The following is a 19609-nucleotide window of genomic DNA, read 5'->3' as shown; positions in this document are numbered from 1 at the left end:
CCTTCCCGGAGGCATCCTTGCTGCACGTCTCGACCCGCGGCGCCGCCGCGCCCTTGAGCTTTTCCGATGCGCTGCTCGCCGGCCTCGCCCGCGACGGCGGCCTCTACGTGCCCGAGAGCTGGCCGCAGCTCAGCCGTGACACGATCGCGGGCTTTGCCGGGATGCGCTACGCCGAGGTCGCCAAGCGCGTGCTGCGCCCGCTCATCGACGGCGAGATTCCGGACGCCGAACTCGATTCCATGATCGAGGCGGCCTACGCCACCTTCCGCCATCCGGCGATCTGCCCACTGACGCAGATCGACGACAACCTGTTCCTGATGGAGCTGTTTCACGGGCCGACGCTCGCGTTCAAGGACGTGGCGATGCAGCTCCTCGGGCGGCTGATGGACTACGTGTTGCGCCAGAAGGGCACGCGCGCCACCATCGTCGGCGCTACCTCGGGCGATACCGGCAGCGCGGCCGTCGAGGCCTTCAAAGGGCTCGATCAGGTCGACGTGTTCATCCTGTTTCCGCACGGGCGCGTGTCGGAGGTGCAGCGGCGGCAGATGACGACGGTCAACGCGCCCAACGTTCACGCGTTGGCGATCGAGGGCAATTTCGACGATTGCCAGAACATCGTGAAGGCGATGTTCCAGCACGGCGACTTCGCCGACCGGGTGAAGCTCTCCGGCGTCAACTCGATCAACTGGGCCCGCGTGGCGGCGCAGACCGTCTACTACTTCACCAGCGCCGTGGCGCTCGGCGCTCCGCATCGCAAGGTTTCGTTCGCGGTGCCGACCGGCAATTTCGGCGACATCCTCGCCGGCTGGGTCGCCAAGCGGATGGGCCTGCCGATCGAGCGGCTGATGATCGGCACCAACGCCAACGACATCCTGGCGCGCACCCTGGAGCACGGGGCCTACGAGCCTCGCGGCGTGCAGCCCACCACCTCGCCGTCGATGGACATCCAGATCTCGTCGAACTTCGAGCGGCTGCTGTTCGAGGCGCTCGACCGCGACGCCTCGGCGCTCGGGCGTCTGATGGCAGGCCTGAAGCAGTCCGGCGGCTTCACGCTCAGTCCCGAGGTGCTGGCGAGTGTGCGCGAGGAATTCGACGCGGCGGCCGTACGTGAGCCGGACGTGGTGGACGAGATCGCCGGCACCTACCGCAAGACCGGCATGGTGCTCGACCCCCACAGCGCCATCGGCGTGCGCGCCGCCCGCAAGCTGCTCGAGACGGATCCGGCGACGCCGGTGGTGGCGCTCGCCACCGCCCATCCGGCCAAGTTCCCGGACGCCGTCTCGCAGGCGACCGGCGGCGGACGCCCTGTGCTGCCGCCGCACCTCGCCGACCTGATGACCCGCCCGGAAACGGTCGCGAATCTGGCCAATGATCAGGCCGTGATCGAGCGCTACATCACGGAGCATGCCCGCATCAGCCGCGGCGCCTGAGGTGACATGAACCAGCACTTCTCGACCTTCGGCGCCTCGCCGGGCCTCACCGTCAGTCGCCTCGAAAACGGTCTGACGGTCGCCACCGAGACCATTCCCGGCGTGGCCACCGCGACGCTCGGCGTCTGGGTCGGGGCGGGCTCGCGGCACGAGCGGGCGGATGAGCACGGGCTCAGCCACCTGATCGAGCACATGGCCTTCAAGGGCACGGCGACCCGCTCGGCGAGGCAGATCGCCGAGGACATCGAGAATGTCGGCGGCGAGATCAACGCCGCCACCAGCACCGAGAGCACGAGCTACACCGCGCGCGTGCTCGGCGAGGATGCGGGCGTCGCCCTCGACGTGCTCGGCGACATCCTGACTCGCTCGGTCTTTGATGCCGGCGAACTCGCCCGCGAGAAGGGCGTGATCCTCCAGGAATATGCGGCGGTCGAGGATACGCCCGACGACGTCGTCTACGACGCCTTCATCGAGACGGCTTTCCCGGACCAGCCGATCGGCCGGCCGATCCTCGGCCGGCCCGAGACGATCCAGAGCTTCGACCGCGCGGCGATCGAAACCTATATCGCCCGCGAATACGTCCCCGATCGCATGGTGCTCGCTGCGGCCGGCGCGGTGGAGCACGCCGAGATCGTCGCGGCGGCCCAGCGGCATTTCGGCGGCCTTAAACCCGTCGAGGCGCCCCCGGTCGTGGCGGGCGTCTATGGCGGCGGCGAGCGGCGGATGCAGAAGCGGCTCGAACAAGCCAACCTCGTGCTCGGCTTGCCCGGCCTCTCCTTCCGCGACGACGGCTACTACGCGCTGCACCTGTTCAGCCAAGTGCTCGGCGGCGGCCTGACCTCGCGGCTCTGGCACGAGGTGCGCGAGACCCGCGGGCTCGCCTACGACATCCAGGCCTTCCACTGGCCCTTCACCGATTGCGGCCTGTTCGGCATCGGCGCCGGCACCTCGGGCGCGGATCTGGCCGAGCTCGTCGATGTCACCATCGCCACCACCCGCGAGGCGGCGGAGCGGCTCGATACGACCGAGCTCGCCCGCGCCAAGGCGCAGCTCAAACTCTCCCTGCTCTCCGCCCTGGAGACGCCGGGCGGGCGCATCGAGCGCAACGCCCGCCAGCTTCTCGCCTGGGGCCGGGTGATCCCGCCGCAGGAGCTAATCGCCAAGATCGATGCGGTCGAGGTCGAGCATGTGCGTGCGGCTGGCCGCAGCCTCCTGCGCGGCGCTCCCACGCTCGCAGCGATCGGCCCGATCAAGGGATTGCCGCCGCTCGCCCGCGTCACGGCAGCCCTTCAGGCGGCCTGACGGCGCTCTAACTCTGGGCGTGAGGCCGGCCCTTCCGGTGGGCCGGCTACGCGATCAACGACAAAAAGCCCGCCATGAATCCCGTCGCCGTCGCGACCATGCTCGGCCTCGCCCTCGGCTTCTTCGGTCTGCTCGCCTACGCGCTGACCGTGGGCGAGGCGTGGCTGCTCGCCCTCCTCGCCATCGTCGCCATCGGGGTATTCGTGCGCTGGGGGGAGTGAGGGGCTACTTCCCCTCCTCCAGCGCCGGCCCCCGTGTCGCGTCGGTCCCCTGCCCCGTTCCGGCGAGCGGGCCGACGGTGACGGGCTGGCCGGTGCGGGCGGCGGCGTAGATCGCCTCCATCAGGATCATGTCCTGCAGCCCCTCCTCGCCAGGCGTGCGGGGGCGGCGATCCTTCAGGATGCAGTCGGCCATGTGGTCGAGTTCGAGTGCGAACTGGTTCTTGTGCGTCAGCACCGGCTCGTCGCGCTGCACATGGCTGCCCTCGCGGTGAGCGACCGTGAGGCGCTGGCCGCGATAGGCGAAAGCGTTGTGCAGGTCGAGCGAGCCGCTGGTGGTGTGGACCCGCAATTCGCGGCTCTCGTGGACGCCGTAGCTGGTGCCGCATTGCGCGATCACGCCGGAGGGGAAGCGCATCGTGAAGGCGACGCTCTCCTCTACCTCCTTGAAGCGCGGATCGTTCTCGGGCGTGACGATCTGCGCCTGGATCGAGACCGGCTCCTCCCCGAGGAGCGCCCGCACGCCGTTGAGGCAGTAGAGGCCGATATCGGGCAGCGCGCCGCCGCCCGCCAGCGCCTTGCGCAGGCGCCACTGCTCGGGCAGCCCCGTGGTCTGGCCGTTGAAGGCCTCGATCATCTTCACCCGTCCGAACTCGCCGGAGCGGGCGAGCCGCACCACCTCGCGGTTGAACGGCTCGTACTGGCAGCGATAGGCGATCATCAGCTTGACGCCGGCCTTGCCGCAGGCCTCGACCATCTCGTGCGCCTCGGCCGAGCTGTTCGCCATCGGCTTCTCGCACAGCACGTGCTTGCCCGCGCCCGCGGCGGCCAGGACGTTGTCCCGGTGCAGGCCGTTCGGCGTGACGATGTAGACCGCCTTGACCGCCGGGTTGGCCTTCAGGCGGTCCCACTGATCGTAGCCGTAGATCGCGTCGGCCGGGATGCCGTACTGCGCCGCCGTCAGCTTCGCCTTATCGGCTGAGCCGGACATCAGCGCGACGACCCGCGCCTTCTTCGCCTCCCCGAAGGCCGGCAGGATCTCCTCGAGGCTCAGCCGCCCGAGCCCGATGATGGCGAAGCCGACCCGCTCGGAGGGCGGCATCGGCGCGGGCGGCGGTGGGGGTGGGGCGTCGCCGTCATCGCGCCAGTTCGGGAAGACGATCCGCCCGCCCTGGACCGCGCCGGTATCGGCGGGCACCGAAGGTGCCGGCGGCCCGGAGGCGGCCCGCGCATTCCCGCCGAGGCCGAGGGCCGCACCGGTCAGGCCGGCGCCCCCCGCGAGGAGAAGGCGCCGGGACAGTCGGAGATCGTCGCTCATGAAGGGGTCCGGCCTCTGTGGAATACGAGGCCGGAACGCGTCAGCCCGCCGAGGGGGTTCCCTTGATCTGGCCGGGGCCGGTCGAGGCGGGCGTCGGATCGGGGTCCTCCACCTCGCCCCGGCGCTGGAGCTGAAGCGCGACGAACCAGCACAGGGCGGCCCAGGCGGCGCCGACGCACCAGCCAGCCAGCACGTCGCTCGGCCAGTGCACGCCGAGATAGACCCGGCTGACGCCGACCAGCACCGTCATGGCGATACCGAGCGCCAGCAGCAGTGCCTTGACGCTGCGCCGTCGCTCGACGCGGGCGAGCAGCGTCGCGAGCGTCAGGTAGGCGATGGCCGACATCATCGCGTGGCCGGAGGGGAAGCTCGCCGTGAACACTTCCATGCCGTGCGGGACGAGGTCGGGCCGCGGGCGGTGGTAGAACATCTTGAGCACCGTCGAGACCGCCTCGCCGCCGCCCACCGCGGCGAGGACGAACACCGCGACCCTCTGCCTTCCCGCCAGCGCGAGGTAGATCACCGCTGCTGCGGTCAGGAACACGATGGTGACGACGCTGCCCCAGCCGGTGATGTCGCGCATCGCCTCCTCCAGCCAGGCCGGCCCGAGCGGGTCGGAGATGTCGGCGGGGTTACGCAATCCGAGCAGGATCTTGCGGTCGAGGGCGGCGGTCGATCCCTCGCCGACCTCGCGGGCGAGCGCGAAGAAGCCGTAGCCGAGGGTGCTGACGAGGAGCAGCGAGACCAGCGGCCCGACCTCGTTGAGGTGGAGCCGGACCCATACGGCGGACGAGCCGCGCCACAGGGCACCGCCGCTGCTGCGCGCAAAACCAGGCAGTCTCATGCCGCATCCCCGAATGCGATGGTCGCGACCCGCTCCCACGGGCCGCCGAGGTAACGCCATAGCAGCACGCCCGGTGCGTGGAAGTGCGACGGCGCGAAATCCTGGGTGAGCGCGGCGTGCAGCGCGCGGGCTGTCTCGGGCGCCACCTTGTTCTGCACGGTGACGTGCGGGCGCCAGCCCTGCCGGTCCTGCGCCGTGAGGTGCTCGCGGAACGCTGCCGCGACCCGCCCGCGGAAGGCGGACAGAGCCTCCGATTCCAGCACGTAGGCGACGCCGCGGCCGGTGAAGCGGACGCCCGTCACCGCCACCTCCGGCGCGCTTTGCGTGCGGGCGAGCGCGGCGACTGTCTCGGTCACGGCCGCCACGTCCTCCCCCGGCAGGTGATGGAACAGCGTGGCGTGGGCGGGGATGTGGTTCAGCGCCTCCGGGAAGTGCCGCCGCCTCAGGCCGTCGAAGGTGGCGAAGGCCGCCTCGTCCATCTGCAGCGTCAGGATCAGCGGGGCGGGCTCGGGCGACGCGGGCTCTGGCAAGCCTTGCACTCTCTCTCGATCGGGGCCGGCCGTCCGGCGCGACTCGACCAAGATGGAGCAGCGGGGCAGCGGATCCAGCCGGCGGGCTGTGGTGCAGCTGCGCTGTTCAGCCGGCATCGCACCGTCTAGGAAGCAGCCATGGCCCGCAGGAACAGAGAGATCATCCACCGGGGGCGCGACGGGTGGCTGTTCCTGATCGGGGGCACCAACGGGGTGCTCCTGCAATACCGGCGCTCCCTCGCCGGCTGGTGGCACCTGCGCCGCTGGGCGCGGCTGATCGAGGCCCGCGCCGCCCGCGCTCAGGCGCTCGGCATCCGCTACGTCCACACCGTCGTGCCGGAAAAGCTCTCGGTCTACGACGACCGTACTCTCGACCTCGACTACGACCCGCGCCTGTCGCCGGCCCGCCGGCTTGCCCGGCGGCTCGCCGGGATGGGCGGCTACGTCGATCTCGTCGCCCCCTTGCGCGCGGCCCGCGATGACGGGGCGCCGCTCTATCGCCGCACCGATTCCCACTGGACCTACGAGGGCTGCCTGGTCGGCTACCGGGCGCTGCTGCGCGCCTGCGGTGCGGTCGCTCCGCCCGATATCGCCGAACGCCCGCGCTTTCCCCATGACGGGTTGTGGGATCTCGGTGACAAGCTGCCCGACCGGCCGCGGGAGACGGTGGAGAACTGGGCGGTGCATCGCGACGCCGCGCGCAGCTATGCCAGCCCGCTGGTCGAATCCTACGAGGCGGCGGGACGGGCGGGCGACCTGCATGTCGGCGCCCACGTCATCTACCGGAACCCCTCCCCCCAGGCCGACCCGCGCACCCTGGTGCTGTTCGGGGATTCCTACGCGCATTTCGCGCCGATCATGCTGACGAGCTTCCTCGCCGAGACCTTCCGCGAGATGCACTTCGTCTGGTCGTCCAGCATCGACTGGACTTACGTCGAGCGAGTGCGCCCCGACATCCTGATGTTCGAGATGGCCGAGCGCTTCCTCGTCCGCATCCCGAGCGACGATTTCGACGTCGCGGCCTACGAGAGGCCGGGGATGGAGAAGCCGGTGCGTCAGGCGGAGACGGAACCCCTGGTCTGACGAACCACGGCGCCCCTCGCGGGAAGGGCGCCGTTCTTCCTTCGAAGCGCCGGGATCTCAGCGGGAGCAGACCCGCTGCCGGGCCGGGCCGCCGCCGCCGGCCTGATAGCTCTTCGCGTGGCCGATCGAGCCGGTCATGTCCTGGGTCGGATTGCCGCCGCCGCGCTTCACCACGATGTCGCAGTAGCCCGAGGACCCGCCCGCCGCGAACGGAAGCGCGCCGAAGCCGCCATGGGCGACGCGCGGCGGAGCCGGCGGCACGACCTGCGAGGGCAGCGCGGTCCAGGTTCCCTTCTTGGATCGAGCCGACTGCGCGGAGACCGGGGTAGCCGTGGTCGCAAACGCAAACAGGAGGACCGATGCGAATGATGCGAAGCGCAGCATGTTGTGCTCCTCTCTTGTTCAAATTCCGATTAATCTTGAAGCAAGAGCGCACGTAACATGCAGATTTTCGATTTGAAGTGTGTTTTATCACAGTAATGGGATTAATTTTAATCCATAGAAATATTATTTATATTGGATGGATGAGATTTCTTGCTCGAACGTATATGAGGAAGACGAAGCGTTACTGAGGGTCGCTGACCGCGTGGTTTCGGCCTTCTTCGGCGGTAGAGCGACGGCACACGGACACAGCAAAAGGGCCGCGCCCCTGTTCGGAGCACGGCCCTTTGGATCACGGAATATCGCGCGGCGTGAGACGGGCTCGGACCGCATCCCGATCCGGCGGCGCGCCGACGAGCAAGCGCGTCAAGGCATGGCGCGGTTGCTTCGGCCCGGGCCGGTCGGGACGGTTTTCAGACCCCGACGCGCTTCTGTGCCGATGAGGACGTGCCGTTCGGCATGCCCGGCGACGGCGCGCCCATCAGGGACATCGGCGCCGTGGCGGTCGCCTTCGCCGACGGCGCTTCGTTTGCGGCCGGATCGACGGCCTTCACCCGGAAGCTCGCGGCGAGGCTCTTGGCCTCGGTGAGATCCTTCGGCGAGAGCTTCGTGGCGACCTCGTCCCGCTTGCGGCCCGCTTCGCCATCGCCCTGCCCGGCCGCGGCCGAGAACCAGAGGTAGGACTGCACGAGATCCTGGCCGACGCCGAGGCCGCGGGCGTAGAGCACGGCCAGATTGTACTGGCTGTCGCGCACGCCGTGCTCCGCCGCCCGGCGGAAGGCGTTGGCGGCGTTCGCGAAGTCCGGTTTGCCGTTGGCGGCCGGGTTCTCGGCATGCAGGACGGCGAGATTGTGCATCGCCCGGATGTTGCCCTGATCCGCGGCGCGGCCGTACCAGAGCTTCGCCTTCTCGACGTCGCGGATCACGCCCGAGCCCTTCTCGTAGGCGTTTCCGACCTTGAACTGCGCCGGGGCGTAGCCGGCCGTCGCGAGCCGCTCGTAGAACTTGGCGGCGAGCGCGAGGTCGCGCGTCACCCCGCGGCCTTCGGCCTGACGGGCGGCGATCTCCCACACGGCGGCACCGTCGCCGTCGAGCGCGTCCTGCTTGAGCTTGGCCAGGGACGGCGGCAGCCCGGCGAGGTCCGGTCCGAGTGCGGCCATGCCGGCGACCTGAGGCAGCGCGCGCTTGCCCGTCGGGGCCTTCGGCTCGGCGATGGACTGGGTGGTCGTCGGATCGGCCGGGCTCGTCGGGGCTGCGGCCGGGAGCGTCGTCTCGGAGGACGCCTGAGCGGCCGGGGCCTGAGACGGAGCGGCGGGCGCCGGGGCCGGCTCGGCCTCCGCGCTGCGGCCGGCTGGAGCATCGGAGGATGCGGCCGGAGACGCCGTCTCCACGGCGCGGGCATCCGCGGAGACGGCGTCTCCGGCCGGCGCGCTCTTGCCCGCCAGGAAAGCTTGGTAGGCGCCGAGCGCCAGAACGACGGCGGCGAGGCCGAGCAGCAGCGTGCGGCGGCGGCCGTCGAGGGCCCCGCGGAGTCGCGACAGGGGCGCGGTGTCCGAGCCCGGCATACGGGCGGCCGGAGCGACCTTGTCGCGCAGCCGGGCCGCCAGCGGGGTCTCCGTTGCGGCTTCCGCCTGCGCCGCCTGCGCGGCGCGGCGGGCGGCGGCGATGAAGCTCGTCTTGATGTCGGTGCTGCCGGCGGCCGGGATCGCCTCCGGCGCGGCCGGGCGGCCGGGGCCGGGTCGGCCGGCGCCGGGTTCCAGCAATTCGTCGGAGAGGCGAACCGACTCGGTCCCGCCGATCTCCTCGGACGGCGCCGTACGGCGCGGGCGGGCCTGCGACTCGGCCGCCGCTTTCGGGGCGGCGGGGCGCTCCTGAGAGACGCGCTCGCTCGGGGAGAGCCCGAGGGGCGCCCGTTCCTGCGGAGCGGCGGCGGTGAGCGCGGCGGCGGAGGTCATGGTGCGGTCGAGCTGCTCGCTCAGGCGCGTCAGCACCGAATGGACGCCCTCCATCGTCGATTGAAGACGCTGGTCCGAGCCCTTCTGGCTCGCGCGCAGTTCGGCGAGATCGGCGCGCAGCAGCTCGACATCGCCGCCGGCCGCCTTGAGCGGAGAGGACGCGCCCGCCACGGCTTCGCGGACCGCGCGCTCGACGGCGGCTTCGACGTCGGACCCGTTGCGCAGGGCCGCGACCTGAGCGAGCAGATCGCCCATGGAGCGTTCGAGGCGCGCCACGGCCGGATCGGGATCGCGCGGCGCGTCGAGCCGGCTTGCCAGGGCGAGGACGTGACGTTCCAGGGCGTCGAGACCGCTGCCGCCCGCGCTGACGCGATCCACCTTCTCGGCCACGGTTTCGAGCCGCTCGATCAGCTCGCCGACGGGCCCCGCCTCAGTCCGGCCGAGCCGCTCGGCGAGCGCCTCGAAACGGGTGAGCAGCTCGCGGGGCAACTCGCGGGACGGATCGGGGGTCTTCAGCTCGCCGCGGATCTCCTCCAGCAGCGGCTTGATGGCGGCCATGCCCGCATCCTCGTCGCGCTGAAGCTGCGCAATCTGGGCGCTGATCGCCTGCACGCCTTGAGCGAGGCTCTGGATCCGCTCCGGACCCGCCAGGGCCGCCACGAGGCGGCGGATCTCGTCGAGTTCACGGAACACGCTGTCGAGGGCGCTCTCGTCGGCCGGGCCCGTGAGGGCGCCGGAGAGCACGCCATCGACCTTCGCGACCAAGCGCTCCACCTCGCCCGCGACACGGGCATGAACGTTCTCGGCCACATCCCCGGCCAGCCGCTCCACCTGGACGCGCATCAGCTCGATCGGGGCGGCGATGGCGGCGAGTTCCTGCGGATCGCGCGCCCGCTGGAGGTCGCTCGCGACGGCCTGCATGGTCTGTTCCAGCTCGCCCACGTCGCGGCCGGTGGCGAGGCCGCCGAGCGCGTCGCGCAGCCGGCTCGTCTCGCGCTGCAGCTCGATGATGGCCGGCGACGGCTCGTGGCCGTGAGCCGCCACTTGGTCGTGGGCCGCCTCCGCGTTCGAAGCCGCGACAGGCACGTCCTCGGAGACCTCCGGGGCCGCCGACTCGCTGTGCTGGGGCTCGCCCGCGCTGGCGCTGTTCCACTCGGCGATGCCCTCTTCCAGCTCGCGCTGGCGGCGGCGCACCTCGGCGACGGCGTCGCGCACCTCGGTGGCGAGCGGGCGCCCGCGACGGCCGAGCGGCCGGGGGGCGCTGAGCTGACCGGCGAGTTCGCCGACTTTGCGCTCGATATCGCCGATCATCCGAGCCGCGTCGGCCTTCGAGGCCTCGCGCTCCTGGCTGATCGAGCGGTCGAGGGCGTCGAGCCGCCGCATCATCGCGCCGATCGACGCTTCGAGCGCGGCTGCGGGCGACGGTGCTGCAAAATCCTCGGAGGCCGCAGCGACGGGAGTCGCCTCGCGGCCCTTGTGCTGCGGTGTCTCCTTCCGGGGTGCGGCCGCCTTGTCCGCCGCACGCCCTCCGACCCGCCGCGTCTGATCCGTGCCCGCGTCCTTAACTGTGTCCTTGGCTCCGTCCTTGGCCGGAGCTGCGGCGTCCGCGCGTCGCCGCCGCGGGCCCGGCTTCGCCGTCTCCGGCACGGCCACGGAGGCGATCCAGCTCTCCAACGGCACACCCGCCCGCCGAGCGACCTCGCGGGCCGCCGCGAGCACCTCCGGGTCGAAGCTGTCGAGGCTGATCGAGGCAGTCTGTTTCATCGCGCGGAGATCCGAAGTCGGCGGCTTCCGGTGTCCGCCGGGCTGCCAATCCGCGCGGAGGCGTCAGGGCGGCGGATCGCGGATCGGACTGGAGTGACCTTTTCCAATCTTGGTAAATGGTCAGTTAAGATGCCCCCCGATCGCACGCCCTTTTCCGGGACTTTCGCAAATGCAGGGGCAATGATTGCTGATGGATCGCTGGAGCAGGCCTCGAAGCGAGCGCCCGGATAGCGCCTGAAGGGGCCTTGCGCGGCCGTCGCGAGATAGTTTACATATGAACTATCTAGGGTCGAAGCCGGCCGGACCGGTGCGGCCCACCTGAGTGAGATGCGGGAGGCTGACGCGATGCCGAGCTACCGGGCCCCGGTCGAGGATACTCTTTTTCTCCTCAACGACGTTCTCGCGATCCACCGCTACGACAACCTGCCGGGCTTCTCCGAGGCTTCGCCGGACGTGGTCGAGGCGGTGCTCAACGAGGGCGGAAAGCTCGCCTCCGAGATCCTCGCGCCGCTGAACCTGTCCGGCGACCAGGAGGGCTGCACCCGCCGCGAGAACGGCAGCGTCGCGACGCCGAAGGGCTTCAAGGCGGCCTATGACGCCTACGCGGCCGGCGGCTGGATGGGCCTGTCGGTGCCGGAGGAATTCGGCGGCCAGGGCTTGCCGCACGTGCTCAACACGGCGATCCAGGAATTCGGCTCCGGCGCCAACCTCGCGCTGAGCATGTATCCCGGCCTGACGCAGGGCGCGGTCGCGGCCCTGCTCGTCCACGGCTCGCAGGAGCAGAAGACCACTTATCTGCCCAAGATGGTTGAGGGCGCCTGGACCGGCACCATGAACCTGACCGAGCCGCATTGCGGCACGGATCTCGGGCTGCTCAAGACCAAGGCGGTGCCGAACGGCGACGGCTCCTACAGCCTCACCGGCACCAAGATCTTCATCTCGGCGGGCGAGCACGACTTGGCGGAGAACATCGTCCACCTCGTCATCGCCCGGATCGAAGGCGCGCCCTCGGGCACCAAGGGTATCTCGCTCTTCGTGGTGCCGAAATTCCTCGTGAATGAGGACGGCTCGCTGGGTGAGCGCAACGCGGTCTCCTGCGGCTCGCTCGAGCACAAGATGGGCATCCACGGCAACGCCACCTGCGTGATGAACTACGACGGCGCCAAGGGTTGGCTCGTCGGCGAGGAGAATCGCGGTCTCAACGCGATGTTCGTGATGATGAACGAGGCGCGGCTGGCCGTCGGCGTGCAGGGGCTCGGCCAGTCCGAGGTCGCCTACCAGAACGCGGTGGCTTACGCCCGCGAGCGCCTCCAGGGCCGCGCGCTGACCGGGGCGAAGGCGCCGGACAAGGTCGCCGACCCGATCATCGTCCATCCGGACGTGCGCCGCACCCTGATGCAAATCCGCGCCTTCAACGAGGCGGGCCGCGCCCTGATCCTCTGGACGGCGCTCAATTCCGACATCGCCCACCGCTCGCAGGATGCGGCCGAGCGTCAGGCGGCCGAGGACATGCTCGGCCTGATGACGCCGGTGGTGAAGGGCGTGCTGACCGATCGGGGGTTCGCCAACGCGGTCGAGGCGCAGCAGATGTTCGGCGGCCACGGCTATGTCGAGGAATGGGGCATGTCGCAGTTCGTGCGCGATGCCCGCATCGCCATGATCTACGAGGGCGCCAACGGCATCCAGGCCATGGATCTGATCGGCCGCAAGCTGCCGAAAGACGGCGGCCGGGCGATGATGGCCTTCCTCACCGAGGTGCAGAGCTACATCAAGGACCACGGCGAGGACGAGGCGATGCAACCCTTCGTCGCCCCGCTCCAGCCGGCGCTGAACGACCTCCAGGCCGCGGTGATGTGGCTGATGCAGAACGCTTTCTCGAAGCCGGACAACGCGGGTGCCGGGGCCACCGACCTGATGCACCTGCTCGGCAACGTCGTGCTCGGTTACATGTGGGCCCGAATTGCAAAGGCCGCGCTTGCCAAGAAGGCAGGAGGAACCGACATCGAGCGGATGGACGCCAAGCTCGTGCTCGGGCGCTTCTTCATGGAGCGGATGCTGCCGGAGACGAGCCTGCGGCTGGCGCGGATCAAGGCCGGCGCCGAGACGACCATGGCGCTGCCGGCCGAGGCGTTCTGATCGGGGGGAGGCTCGGCCGATGGGGGCTTGGGGGCTGGGGCCGTTCGAGAACGATGGCGCGTTGGAGCCGCTCGCGCAACTGCGGGAGGGAGAGGACGATGCTGTTGGAGCCGCCTTCCGAGCCGTGATGGCGGAGCCGGATTACGTGGAGGTCGATGCCGGGCAGGGGGCCGTGGCAGCGGCAGAGATACTGGCATCGGCGTACGGTCGCCCCGGCGATGAACTGCCGGAAGAGGTCGCCCGGATTGTTGCTCTCTATCGAGAACGGCTCCTGGGTGAAGTCGAGCTCGTTGAACAGGCGCGACAGGCGCTGGCACGATTGACCGCGGAGGGATCTGAGATCGCCGAGCTTTCGGACGAAGCCGGTCACGGCCCGGAATGGCGCAGCCGCATTGCCGATCTTGATCGACGGTTGAGCGGCATTCGAGATTTCTAGCCCATCGCGAGCAGGCTGTGATGCAGGCCCGATCGACCTTGCCCCATGGTCCGCATCGCCGACAAAGGATACCAGAGCCTGGCCGGTGCGCGGCCGGCTCGAGGAGGACGAGATGCCCGAGGCCTACATCTACGATCACGTCCGCACCCCCCGCGGTCGCGGCAAGCCGGACGGTTCGCTGCACGAGGTGACGGCGCTCCGCCTTGCGGAAACGGCCCTGCGCGCCCTCAAGGACCGCAACGGCCTCGATACGCGCCAAGTGGACGACGTCGTGCTCGGCTGCGTCGATCCGGTCGGCGAGGCCGGCGGCGACATCGCCCGCGCCGCGGCGCTGGTGGCCGATTACGGCACTCACGTGCCCGGCGTGCAGATCAACCGCTTCTGCGCCTCCGGTCTCGACGCGATCAACTTTGCCGCCGCGCAGGTCATGGCCGGCCAGCACGACCTCACGGTGGGCGGCGGCGTCGAGTCGATGAGCCGCGTCGGCCTCGGCGCCTCGGGCGGCGCTTGGCCGGTCGATCCGGCGATCGCAGTCAAATCCTACTTCATGCCGCAGGGCGTCTCGGCCGACCTGATCGCCACCAAGTACGGCTTCTCCCGCGACGATTGCGACGCCTACGCCGTCGAGTCGCAGAAGCGCTCGGCCCAATCGTGGAACGAGGGCCTGTTCGCGAACTCGGTCGTGCCGGTGCGGGACATCAACGGCATCACCCTGCTCGACCGCGACGAGCACATGCGGCCCTCGACCGACATGCAATCGCTGGCGAGCCTCAAGCCCTCCTTCGTGCAGATGGGCCAGATGGGCGGCTTCGACGCGGTGGCCGTCGATGCCCATCCCGATGTCGAGGCGGTGGAGCACGTCCACCATGCCGGCAATTCCTCGGGCATCGTCGATGGCGCGGCTGCCGTGCTGATCGGCTCGGCCGAGGCCGGCGATCGGGCTGGGTTGCGGCCACGGGCTCGCATCCGGGCGTTTGCCAATATCGGCTCCGATCCGGCGCTGATGCTGACCGGCCCGGTCGATGTCACGCGGAAGGTGCTGGCGCGGGCCGGCATGAGCCTCGCCGACATCGACCTGTTCGAGATCAACGAGGCCTTCGCCTCGGTGGTGCTGCGCTTCCAGCAAGCCTTCGACCTCGACCCGGCGCGGGTGAACGTCAACGGCGGCGCCATCGCCATGGGCCATCCGCTCGGCGCCACCGGGGCGATGATCCTCGGGACCGTGCTCGACGAACTGGAGCGCACCGGTAAGGAGCGGGCGCTCGTCACTCTGTGCATCGGCGCTGGCATGGGCACCGCGACGATCATCGAGCGGGTGTGATCGGACCGGGCGGCGTCACGCCGCCGCCCTGCCCTGCCATCGCTGCGCAAACGCTGCCGGAGCGCTCTCCGCCAAATTGGATGCCGGTTTGGCGAAAGGGAGCGCGGCATAGAAGACCGGGAGCCGTTCCCGATTGCAACGCGATCGGGAACGGCTCTAAGGGCCTCCCACGCCGCACCCTTTTCGACTGGGCGCGGTCCCAGAACATCATTGGGAGAAACGCCACGATGAAGATCACGAAAGTCGCCCTCTGCCTCGCCGCCGTGCTGGCCCTGCCGCTCGCGGCGCGGGCCGACGAGAATGCGGACAAGCTCGCCGTCGCCACCAAGCTCACCGAGAAGACGGTGCTGAAGAACCTCGACACCGGTTTCGGCGGCGCGCTCGAGAAGACCGTCTCGACCATGCCCGATGACAAGGCGGAGAAGGTGCGCAAGGAGGCCAGGGCCGAGTTCGACAAGCAGCGCAAGGAACTGCTCGAAGGCCTGTCCAAGCAGTACGCCGACAAGTTCAGCCTCGACGAGCTGAAGGAACTCGACAAGATCTACGACGACAAGACCTATCAGAAGTTCCAGGCTGTCAACGCCGACCCGAAGTCCGAGGTGAACCTGCTTTCGCAGGCGGTGGTGACGCGGCTCCTGAACATGCTGACGCTCGCCGCCGCCAGCGACCAGACCGGCGGTGCCCCCGGCGGCCTGCCCGGCGGCATGCCGATGCCCGCCAAGTAAGCCGGCGGAGGCGCAAGGATGAGCGGTGCGGCGGGCAGCTTCGGTGGAGGAGCGTCAGGCGACGCGCTTCGTCGGCGCGCCGTCGGCCGCGAAGCCCGCGACCGGCGGCAGGGCTTCCACCGCCGGACGGGCGAAGTGGTAGCCTTGCAGCAGGTCGATGCCGAGGCCGTGCAGCGCCTCGGCCTCGGCTGCACTCTCGATGCCCTCCGCGATCACTGCGACACCGAGCGCCCGCGCGATCTGGGTGATTCCGCCGACGATGGTCTGCCGCCCGGCATCCGCCTCGATGCCGCGCACGAGATCCATGTCGATCTTGATCAGGTCGGGGCGGAAATTGGCGAGCAGGCCGAGGCCGGCATAGCCCGCACCGAAATCGTCCAGCGCCGTGAGGAAGCCCTGCCGTCGGTACTCCGTGACGATGCGCTGGACATGGGCGATGTCGGTGAAGCGCTCGTTCTCGGTGAATTCGAAGTTGAGGCGCCCGTTGTCGAAGCCGACGCGGCGGGCGGCCTCCAGCGAGGCGCGGATGCAGGCCGCCGGCTCGTAGACGGCGTTCGGCATGAAGTTGATCGACAGTTTGGTGTCGCCACCCGGCGGGAACAGGCGACCGGCGAGTTCGATCGCCTTGACCCGCGCCGCCTGATCGAACCGGTAGAGCGTCTCGTCGGTGACCCGCGACAGGATCGAACCGGCGGACTCGCCGTTCGGGCCGCGCACCAGCGCCTCGTAGCCCCAGACCCGTGCGTTGGCGACGTCGACGATGGGCTGGAAGGCCATGGTGAAGGCGAAGTCGAGATCCGCTCCGTCGCGGCAGGCTCGGCAGGCGGGTCGCGATCGGGCGTCCGTCGTCATGGTCTGTCCGGAGGCTGCATTGGAGGGGCGGGGCGGGTCGCGCACCCGTTGCATCCGCCATGACGAGCTCTCCCTCTTAAAATTCTGATACGGCTAGGCTCTTTTCCTTCGAGGTTCCGCGATGACCGCCACCGAGAATTTCCGCTTCGAGACCGATGCCGAGGGCATCGCGCTCGCGACCTGGGACATGCCCGGCCGCTCGATGAACGTCATCACCATGGACGTGATGGCGGAACTGGAACGGATCGTCGACGCGGTCGTCGCCGACGAGGCGATCAAGGGCTGCGTCATCGTCTCGGGGAAGAACAACTTCTCCGGCGGCGCCGACCTCACCATGCTTCAGGGCCTCGGGGTCGAGTACGAGCGGTTGAAGGCGAGTGAGGGCGAGGCGGTGGCCATGCGCCACTTCTTCGAGGAGTCGCGGCGCCTCAGCCTCGTGTTCCGCAAGCTCGAGACTTGCGGCAAGCCGTTCGCCGCGGCGGTGCACGGCCTCTGCCTCGGTGGTGCGTTCGAGCTGGCACTGGCCTGCCACCACCGGGTGCTTGCCGACGACGACAGAACCCGCGTCGGCCTGCCCGAGATCAAGGTCGGCCTGTTCCCCGGCGGCGGCGGCACCCAGCGGGTGGCGCGGCTGATGCAGACCGGCGATGCGCTGCAGATGCTGTTCAAGGGCGAGCAGATCCGTCCGCTCATGGCCAAGAACATGGGACTGGCCCACGCCGTCGCCCCGGCGGCGGAGATCGTCGAGCGGGCCAAAGCCTGGATCCGCGAGGGCGGCTCGGCGGTGGCACCGTGGGACGTGCCGAAGTTCAAGGCGCCGTCCGGCAAGGTCTACTCGCCGGTCGGCATGATGATCTGGCCGCCGGCCAACGCGATCTACCGCCGTGAGACCCACGACAATTACCCCGCGGCAAAAGCGATCCTGGCCTCGGTCTACGAGGGCCTGCAACTGCCGATGGATCTGGGCCTCAAGGTCGAGAGCCGCTACTTCGCCCACATCCTGCGCACCAAGGAGGCGCAGGCGATGATCCGCACCCTGTTCATCTCCATGGGCGAGATCAACAAGGGCGCACGCCGTCCGAAGGACGTGGAGCCGACCAAGGTCGGCAAGGTCGGCGTCATCGGCGCCGGCTTCATGGGCGCGGGCATCGCCTACGTCACGGCGCAGGCCGGGATGGAAGTCGTGCTGATCGACCGCGACCAGGAGGCCGCCGATGCCGGCAAGGCGCATTGCCACAAGCTCATCACCGGCCAGATCAACCGCGGCAAGGCCAAGACCGCCGACCGCGACGCGCTGCTGGCCCGCATCACCGCGACACCCGACTATGCCGCGCTCTCGGACTGCGATCTCGTGATCGAGGCGGTGTTCGAGGATCCGCGGGTGAAGGCCGAGGTGATCGCCCGGGTCGAGGCGGCGCTGCCGGAGCACGCGATCTTCGCCTCCAACACCTCGACCCTGCCGATCTCAGGGCTCGCCCAGACTTCGAAGCGGCCTGACCAATTCGTCGGCATCCACTTCTTCTCGCCGGTCGAGAAGATGCTGCTCGTGGAGATCATCCGCGGCAATCAGACCGGCGACCGGGCGGTGGCCACCGCCCTCGACTACGTCCGCGCGATCAAGAAGACCGGCATCGTCGTCAACGATTCCCGTGGCTTCTTCGCCAACCGCTGCGTGCTCGCCTACATCAAAGAGGGCCACAAGATGCTCGCCGAGGGCGTGCCCCCGGCGATGATCGAGAACGTGGCGCGGATGGCCGGCATGCCGGTCGGCCCGCTCTCGCTCAACGACGAGGTGGCACTCGATCTCGGCCTCAAGATCATGCGCGCGACCGAGGCGCAGCTCGGCGAGGGCGCCGTCGATCCGGATCAGAAGCGGCTCCTCGTCGCGATGGTCGAGACCCACGGCCGGCTCGGGCGCAAGAACAAGCGCGGCTTCTACGACTACCCGGAAGGCGGCCAGAAGAAGCTCTGGCCGGGGCTCGCCGAGATCCAGCCGGACCGGCTCGACCCGGACAGCCTGGATGTTGAGGAACTGAAGCACCGCTTCCTCGTGGTGCAGGCGCTGGAGGCGGCCCGCACGATGCAGGAGGGCGTGGTGACCGATCCGCGCGAGGCGGATGTCGGCTCGATCCTCGGCTTCGGCTTCGCTCCGTTCACCGGCGGCGCGCTCTCCTACATCGACTTCATGGGCGCGGCGGCATTCGTGGAACTGGCCCGTGTCCTGGAAGCCCGGCACGGCGCCCGCTTCACCCCGCCGGACAACCTGCTGGCGATGGCCGAGTCCGGGGAGCGCTTCTACGATGCGCTGAAGCAGGCGGCGTAACGACCTGGGCGCCCTCCCGTACAGGGAGGGCTGCCATGCGGAACCGAACAGCGCCGCTCTCGTTCATCGCCCGACCGCATTGAGTGAATCGGAGTTCCCTTTGTCGACCCTCATCAAGATCCTGATCGCGTTCTTCCTGCCGCCGATCTCGGTGCTGATGACGAACGGGATCGGGATCCAGTTTCTGTTCAACATCCTGCTCTGCCTGCTGTTCTACCTGCCGGGCTCGATCCACGCGCTCTACCTGTTGCTGCGCGACCGTTGATCGCGCTCGACTGAGCATCCGGTCCGGGCTTCGGAAGCGCGCATCGGACGCGTCCTCTTGCTCGCTTCGGCCCTGACCTGCCCTTGCGAGGCGGAGCCGACGTGATTCACGGCGCGCCGTCTCCGGAGATGTCGCGCCTTGAAGCGCCGCGCTGACACCGGCGATGACAGGTGAGATAAATTCCCTAACAGCCAACCGGAAACGGTATGAACCGGTCCGCTCCGGCGGCCCGGACGTTCGCAAGCCGGCCGATCCAACGTTCCCGGAAGGCCGAAACCGATGCTCAGAGTCCTGCTGCCCTCACTCCTCGCCCTCGGCGCGGGGATCAGCATCGTGATCCAGCAGGGGCTCAATACGCGCCTGCGCACGGATCTCGGATCGGCGGCCTGGGCCGGTTTCGCGAGCTATGCCGTCGGCCTCGCCTGCATGGTGCTGCTCATCCTCGCCCTGCGCGATCCCTTGCCCGCGGCCGGTGCGGCGGCGCGGGTGCCGTGGTGGGGCTGGAGCGGCGGTCTGTTCGGCGCTCTCTTCATCGGACTCGCCATCGTCCTCGTGCCGCAGCTCGGCGCCGCGACCTTCATCGCGCTGCTCGTGGCCGGGCAGATGCTCGCCTCGGTCGCCTTCGATCATTTCGGCTGGATGGGCCTCGCCCAGCGCCCCATCGACGGCCCGCGCCTGATCGGTGTCGCCCTGCTGGTCGCCGGCGTGATCCTGATCCGGCGCTGA

At 69.5% G+C, this 19609-nt stretch carries 17 protein-coding genes; 11 read left to right on the top strand and 6 right to left on the bottom strand.

The window, feature by feature from the left end; all coding sequences use genetic code 11:
- Positions 1-17: 17 nt before the first annotated feature.
- From thrC to MFF24_RS12225, 3 genes are all read left to right on the top strand, one after another.
- A complete protein-coding gene (gene thrC / locus MFF24_RS12235; RefSeq protein WP_238224681.1) occupies positions 18-1430 on the top strand; it encodes a threonine synthase in 1413 nt (470 codons plus the stop codon).
- A gap of 6 nt (positions 1431-1436) precedes the next feature.
- The gene (locus MFF24_RS12230; protein ID WP_238224680.1) at positions 1437-2732 is read left to right on the top strand and encodes a M16 family metallopeptidase; all 1296 of its coding nucleotides are present in this window, start codon (positions 1437-1439) and stop codon (positions 2730-2732) included.
- 74 nt (positions 2733-2806) lie between these two features.
- Positions 2807-2953: a hypothetical protein gene (locus MFF24_RS12225; protein ID WP_238224679.1), complete on the top strand. Its 147-nt coding sequence runs from the start codon at positions 2807-2809 to the stop codon at positions 2951-2953.
- A 4-nt stretch (positions 2954-2957) separates the two neighbouring features.
- Here the strand turns inward: MFF24_RS12225 and MFF24_RS12220 are convergent, their stop codons facing one another.
- From MFF24_RS12220 to MFF24_RS12210, 3 genes are read right to left on the bottom strand one after another with little or no spacing between them, the layout of a single operon-like run.
- Complete coding sequence (locus MFF24_RS12220; protein ID WP_238224677.1) at positions 2958-4268, bottom strand: Gfo/Idh/MocA family protein; 1311 nt, start codon at positions 4266-4268, stop codon at positions 2958-2960.
- A gap of 40 nt (positions 4269-4308) precedes the next feature.
- The gene (locus MFF24_RS12215; protein WP_108941082.1) at positions 4309-5112 is read right to left on the bottom strand and encodes a phosphatase PAP2 family protein; all 804 of its coding nucleotides are present in this window, start codon (positions 5110-5112) and stop codon (positions 4309-4311) included.
- A complete protein-coding gene (locus MFF24_RS12210) occupies positions 5109-5591 on the bottom strand; it encodes a 2'-5' RNA ligase family protein (protein WP_238224740.1) in 483 nt (160 codons plus the stop codon). The genes MFF24_RS12215 and MFF24_RS12210 overlap by 4 nt, the downstream gene beginning before the upstream one ends.
- A 189-nt stretch (positions 5592-5780) precedes the next feature.
- Here MFF24_RS12210 and MFF24_RS12205 point away from each other — a divergent pair, with 189 nt between their 5' ends.
- Positions 5781-6725 (top strand): alginate O-acetyltransferase AlgX-related protein, encoded by a 945-nt coding sequence (locus MFF24_RS12205; protein ID WP_166059977.1) that lies wholly within the window; start codon positions 5781-5783, stop codon positions 6723-6725.
- 57 nt (positions 6726-6782) lie between these two features.
- Here MFF24_RS12205 and MFF24_RS12200 read toward each other — a convergent pair whose 3' ends face one another.
- Positions 6783-7109, bottom strand: a complete 327-nt coding sequence (locus MFF24_RS12200) for a hypothetical protein (RefSeq protein WP_133090884.1) — start codon at positions 7107-7109, stop codon at positions 6783-6785.
- A gap of 410 nt (positions 7110-7519) precedes the next feature.
- Positions 7520-10825 carry an SEL1-like repeat protein gene (locus MFF24_RS12195; RefSeq protein WP_238224675.1) on the bottom strand — a complete coding sequence of 1102 codons (3306 nt, stop codon included), beginning with the start codon at positions 10823-10825 and terminating at the stop codon, positions 7520-7522.
- Between the two features lie 345 nt (positions 10826-11170).
- Here MFF24_RS12195 and MFF24_RS12190 point away from each other — a divergent pair, with 345 nt between their 5' ends.
- The 4 genes from MFF24_RS12190 to MFF24_RS12175 all read left to right on the top strand — a co-directional run bounded on the left by MFF24_RS12190 (position 11171) and on the right by MFF24_RS12175 (position 15443).
- On the top strand, positions 11171-12961 hold the full coding sequence (locus MFF24_RS12190) for an acyl-CoA dehydrogenase C-terminal domain-containing protein (RefSeq protein ID WP_238224674.1): 1791 nt from the start codon (positions 11171-11173) through the stop codon (positions 12959-12961).
- Positions 12962-12980: 19 nt separating this feature from the next.
- The gene (locus tag MFF24_RS12185) at positions 12981-13397 is read left to right on the top strand and encodes a DUF4259 domain-containing protein (protein WP_238224672.1); all 417 of its coding nucleotides are present in this window, start codon (positions 12981-12983) and stop codon (positions 13395-13397) included.
- Positions 13398-13509: 112 nt separating this feature from the next.
- The gene (locus MFF24_RS12180; protein ID WP_238224670.1) at positions 13510-14718 is read left to right on the top strand and encodes an acetyl-CoA C-acetyltransferase; all 1209 of its coding nucleotides are present in this window, start codon (positions 13510-13512) and stop codon (positions 14716-14718) included.
- A gap of 227 nt (positions 14719-14945) precedes the next feature.
- Positions 14946-15443 carry a hypothetical protein gene (locus MFF24_RS12175; RefSeq protein ID WP_108941076.1) on the top strand — a complete coding sequence of 166 codons (498 nt, stop codon included), beginning with the start codon at positions 14946-14948 and terminating at the stop codon, positions 15441-15443.
- Between the two features lie 54 nt (positions 15444-15497).
- On the opposite strand, the gene MFF24_RS12170 is transcribed toward MFF24_RS12175, so the two are convergent.
- Positions 15498-16295 (bottom strand): EAL domain-containing protein, encoded by a 798-nt coding sequence (locus tag MFF24_RS12170; protein ID WP_238224669.1) that lies wholly within the window; start codon positions 16293-16295, stop codon positions 15498-15500.
- A 121-nt stretch (positions 16296-16416) separates the two neighbouring features.
- On the opposite strand from MFF24_RS12170, the gene MFF24_RS12165 reads away from it, so the two are divergent.
- From MFF24_RS12165 to MFF24_RS12155, 3 genes are all read left to right on the top strand, one after another.
- The gene (locus MFF24_RS12165; RefSeq protein WP_238224668.1) at positions 16417-18618 is read left to right on the top strand and encodes an FAD-dependent oxidoreductase; all 2202 of its coding nucleotides are present in this window, start codon (positions 16417-16419) and stop codon (positions 18616-18618) included.
- Positions 18619-18718: 100 nt separating this feature from the next.
- On the top strand, positions 18719-18883 hold the full coding sequence (locus MFF24_RS12160) for a YqaE/Pmp3 family membrane protein (protein ID WP_012455304.1): 165 nt from the start codon (positions 18719-18721) through the stop codon (positions 18881-18883).
- 279 nt (positions 18884-19162) lie between these two features.
- The gene (locus tag MFF24_RS12155) at positions 19163-19609 is read left to right on the top strand and encodes a DMT family transporter (RefSeq protein ID WP_108941073.1); all 447 of its coding nucleotides are present in this window, start codon (positions 19163-19165) and stop codon (positions 19607-19609) included.

It is taken from the genome of Methylorubrum aminovorans (assembly GCF_022179725.1).
In the GTDB taxonomy this organism is placed as follows: Bacteria; Pseudomonadota; Alphaproteobacteria; order Rhizobiales; family Beijerinckiaceae; genus Methylobacterium; species Methylobacterium aminovorans.
This window is presented reverse-complemented; position numbering and strand designations above follow the sequence as displayed.